The organism is Synechococcus sp. WC101 (genome assembly GCF_047461555.1).
In the GTDB taxonomy this organism is placed as follows: domain Bacteria; phylum Cyanobacteriota; class Cyanobacteriia; order Thermostichales; family Thermostichaceae; genus Thermostichus.
In genome coordinates this window covers 1-3,564 of record NZ_JANSHG010000197.1, presented here as the reverse complement: position 1 = coordinate 3,564, position 3,564 = coordinate 1, and the positions used below count along the sequence as shown (strand labels likewise).

The following is a 3,564-nucleotide window of genomic DNA, read 5'->3' as shown; positions in this document are numbered from 1 at the left end:
GTCTTCCTCGACCTCTGGGGATCCCTGTTGGTCAATGGCTTGCTTGAAGCCCAGGGCCACCAGAATGTTGGAGAGGGTGAGGAAAGCCTCTGCTCCCCCATGCAAGGGATCCACATTGGCCAGGGAAGTGCCGTAATGCAGTTGGGCATACAACCCTGCCGGGATGCTGACGGCCACAAACAGTAGCAGCAGCCAAAACCCGATCAAAGCCAGGCGCGGGATCCGGCGGAGCCGCGACAGGAAAAACAAGAAGGCCAAATAGGGAAATAGAGAAAGGGCAAACAAACTGTCCATCGCCTAGCTTGGATCCCTCCTCCCAAGGGACTGATCCGCCTGCTCCGCCCGCCAAATGCGGTAGGCAGCCCAGGCCAGAGTGCAATTGCCCAGAAGTGTCAAGCTCGCCTGGGCAGTTACCACCCAGTTGAGGGCGGGATCGTTGTCAAACCAGTGCCAGGTAATGGCACACATTGCCCCCACCAGAGCAGGCAACATCGCCCAGCTCAAGCCGCGCCACTCTGGCCGGCCCGTTCGCTCCCCAAACTGCCACACGCAAACAATGGCCGCCAGCCATTCCAAGACGCTGGCAATGTGAATCCACCAGGTGGGAAACGAAAGGGCGTGCATCAAACCTCAAGAGAATGGCGCAGCAACTGGCGGTAGGTGGCCTCCTGCAACAGCATTTGCTTGTGCAGCTTGACCAGGATGTTCTTGGCCTGCTCAGGGCTCATGCGAGCTACCAGCGTCTTGAAAGCCCGCTGGCGAAATTCTTGCTCCAGAGAGAGACCTAGCGTTTCCTCCATTGTCGTCACCTTGAGACTCTTAGGGTAGGTGAGAGACTCGCGCTAGGATATCCCAGCGCTGCTCCCAACAAGCACTGCAAGCAGGACAATACATATCTTAACAATCTAGTTTAACAAGTTGCAACAAAACGACAAGGGCCTCCGGATACCGGTCGAGCCAGAGCTGGAGGGGAAACTCAACAAAGGAGCGGGAAAAGTACACGCCCGTAAAGTTTGACAAAAGCACATTTTGGATGGGAAAGTGCGAAGATTTTTGAGCGGCGATCCCTTTACATCCTGTCATGTTGTGCGATTAGGCGGGGCCCCGTGATAAAAGTGAAGTACCTTGAGCTTTGGTTGCCGCTCTTTCCGATTCGCGCCTTGCTTTGCTTGAATTGCCATGACCATTTTTGTGGGAAACCTAAACTATAAAGCCTCAACAGAAGAGCTAGCAGCTTTCTTCCAGCAGAGGTGGAACGTTAAGTCGGTTACAATCCCGATAGACCGAGAAACGGGCCAGACACGGGGCTTCGCATTTGTGGATTTGGCCACGGAGGCCGAGGAAGAGGAGGCCATCAACGTCGCCAACGGCCAGGAATTTATGGGCCGACCTTTGCGTTTGGATCGAGCCAGGCCGCGCCGACAGGCTTAGCTTCAGCGGGGATTCCTCATCTGACTCCGAGTGGGGTGCCAATCCAAAAGTTGGCAAGGCAGGCAAACGGCGGGCAGGAGTGAGGGCAACGGATGGAAGGGCTTCAAGGCTGCTTGAGATGGTGAAGCTGCTGCATTTTTCCGATATTCATTTGGGCAGTGGCTTGGCCTACGGCTCCATCAACCCAGCTACGGGGCTGAACACGCGTTTGGAGGATTTTGTCGCTTCTTTGCGCCTATGCATTGATCATGCCCTCGATCAGGCTGTGGATCTGGTGCTGTTTGGGGGCGATGCCTTTCCCGACGCGACGCCGCCGCCGCTGCACCAAGAGCTCTTTGCCCAACAATTTCGCCGCCTGGCCGATGCCCGGATCCCGACCGTTCTCTTGGTGGGCAACCACGACCAGTACGGGCAGGGGCAAGAGGGCAACAGCTTGGCCATCTACCGCGCTCTGGGGGTGGCGGGATTCGTTGTGGGGGATCGGCTGCAGACCCATTGGATTGAAACTCGCAGCGGCCCGGTGCAGGTGACCACCTTGCCTTGGCTAAACCGCTCCACCCTGCTTGCCCGCCAGGAGAGCCTGGATCTCAATGCCGAAGTATTCACTCAGCAGCTCCTGCAGCGCCTCGATCTGGCTCTGGAAGGGGAGATCCGCACTTTGCAGCCAGGGATCCCGGCGATTTTGTTGGCCCATGTGATGGTGGATACAGCCCGCTACGGGACGGAGCGGCATCTTTCGGTGGGCAAGGGAGTGACGGTGCCCCTGTCGCTGCTGGCGCGGCCCGCCTACCAATACGTGGCTTTGGGTCATGTGCACCGTCACCAGGTGTTGTGTCGGGATCCCTTGGTAATCTATCCCGGCAGCATTGAGCGAGTCGACTTTGGGGAGGAACAAGAGGAAAAAGGTTGTGTGTTGGCAGAGGTGACGGCCACGGGGGCGAGCTACGAATTTTTGCCCTTGCCCACCCGCACCTTTCACTCCATCCGCCTTGATCTCACCCCCTATCCCCCCCAAGAGGTGCAGGCCAAACTGCTGGAGGCCATTGCCAAGGCCCCTGTACCCGGCTCCATCCTGCGCCTGATCTACCGCCTCCGCCCTGACCAGCTCGATTGCGTTGACGAGCGGACCCTGCACCAGGCCCTCGCCCCTGCCTTCAGCTATACTCTCGTCCCAGACGTGGTCAGCCCCAGCCGCATTCGCCTGCCGGCCCTGGATCCCAGTTGTCTAGAGCCCCTGACGGCCCTGGAGCACTATCTGGCCGACCGCAGCGATCTGGCCCCCTTGCGCAACGAGTTGCTAGCCGCTGCTCGTCAGTTGTTGGCGGAAGCAGCAGATCCCTTGTCAGAGGGAAATGCCAACAGGGAGGAGGCAGATCCTGCAAGCCTTGCTGAAGGGGAAGAGCAGCAATTGCCCTTGTTTTAAGGCCCTGCCTCTGTTTTAACCTTGGCCGCTAGCTGAGGGGTTCTTGCCGAGTGATCTGGATCACCTCGAGAGGGGGGAAAACGCCAGAGACTGGAGCTGGGTTGAAGACGTTGGCAGCGACGGCATCAGCTCACTCACAGGGAACTGACCAAGACTGGTGGCATCCCAGCCACCAGTCTTTTTTGTTTTGGCCAGAAATAAGGATCCCGGTTGTGGGCCGGGATCCCTTGCTGTTTTGACCTGGACTTTGGGGCTGTCCCCGAACCTAGGGGTGCAAGTAGGTGTAGGCCCGCAGGTTGTCTTCAAAGTGCTGCTGCAAAGCGCGGGCCTGGGCCAGGCTGATCTGCCCCCGTTGCAGAGCGGCTTCGGTGGCGTGGTGGAGGGTTTCCACCAGGTCTTCGCTGTTGTACTGCACCCAGCTCAGCACTTCGCCGATGGTGTCCCCCTTGATGACTTGGGTGACTTGGTAGCCGCCGGGACGGGTGCGGATGTGCACCGCGTTGGTGTCCCCAAACAGGTTGTGCAGATCCCCCAGGATTTCTTGGTAGGCGCCCCCCAGAAACACCCCCAGCAGGTAGGGCTGCCCGTTGGGATCGTGCAGCGGCAAAACCGAGGTGATCTGCCCGTCTTCGCCAAAGAAGCGGTTGATCTTGCCGTCGCTGTCGCAGGTCAGATCGGCCAGGGTGGCCCACTGGCGCGGCTCCTCGTCC

General features: G+C 58.8%; 5 protein-coding genes and 1 pseudogene. 2 read left to right on the top strand and 4 right to left on the bottom strand.

Annotation, left to right across the window (positions count from 1 at the left end; translation table 11 throughout):
- From NW809_RS11275 to NW809_RS11265, 3 genes are all read right to left on the bottom strand, one after another.
- The coding region (locus NW809_RS11275; protein ID WP_414402167.1) for a DUF3593 domain-containing protein at positions 1-294 on the bottom strand (294 nt) is incomplete at its 3' end.
- Positions 295-297: 3 nt separating this feature from the next.
- Positions 298-624: a DUF2499 domain-containing protein gene (locus NW809_RS11270; RefSeq protein WP_011429044.1), complete on the bottom strand. Its 327-nt coding sequence runs from the start codon at positions 622-624 to the stop codon at positions 298-300.
- Positions 624-800 (bottom strand): NblA/ycf18 family protein, encoded by a 177-nt coding sequence (locus NW809_RS11265; protein ID WP_414402168.1) that lies wholly within the window; start codon positions 798-800, stop codon positions 624-626. Before NW809_RS11265 ends, NW809_RS11270 begins: the two co-directional genes overlap by 1 nt.
- Positions 801-1,179: 379 nt before the next feature.
- Between NW809_RS11265 and NW809_RS11260 the strand changes: the two genes are divergently transcribed.
- Positions 1,180-1,431: an RNA recognition motif domain-containing protein gene (locus NW809_RS11260; RefSeq protein ID WP_414402166.1), complete on the top strand. Its 252-nt coding sequence runs from the start codon at positions 1,180-1,182 to the stop codon at positions 1,429-1,431.
- Between the two features lie 118 nt (positions 1,432-1,549).
- A complete protein-coding gene (locus NW809_RS11255) occupies positions 1,550-2,854 on the top strand; it encodes a metallophosphoesterase family protein (protein ID WP_011429048.1) in 1,305 nt (434 codons plus the stop codon).
- 265 nt (positions 2,855-3,119) lie between these two features.
- On the opposite strand, the pseudogene NW809_RS11250 reads toward NW809_RS11255, so the two are convergent.
- Positions 3,120-3,564, bottom strand: a pseudogene (locus tag NW809_RS11250) (arginine decarboxylase); the annotation flags it as partial.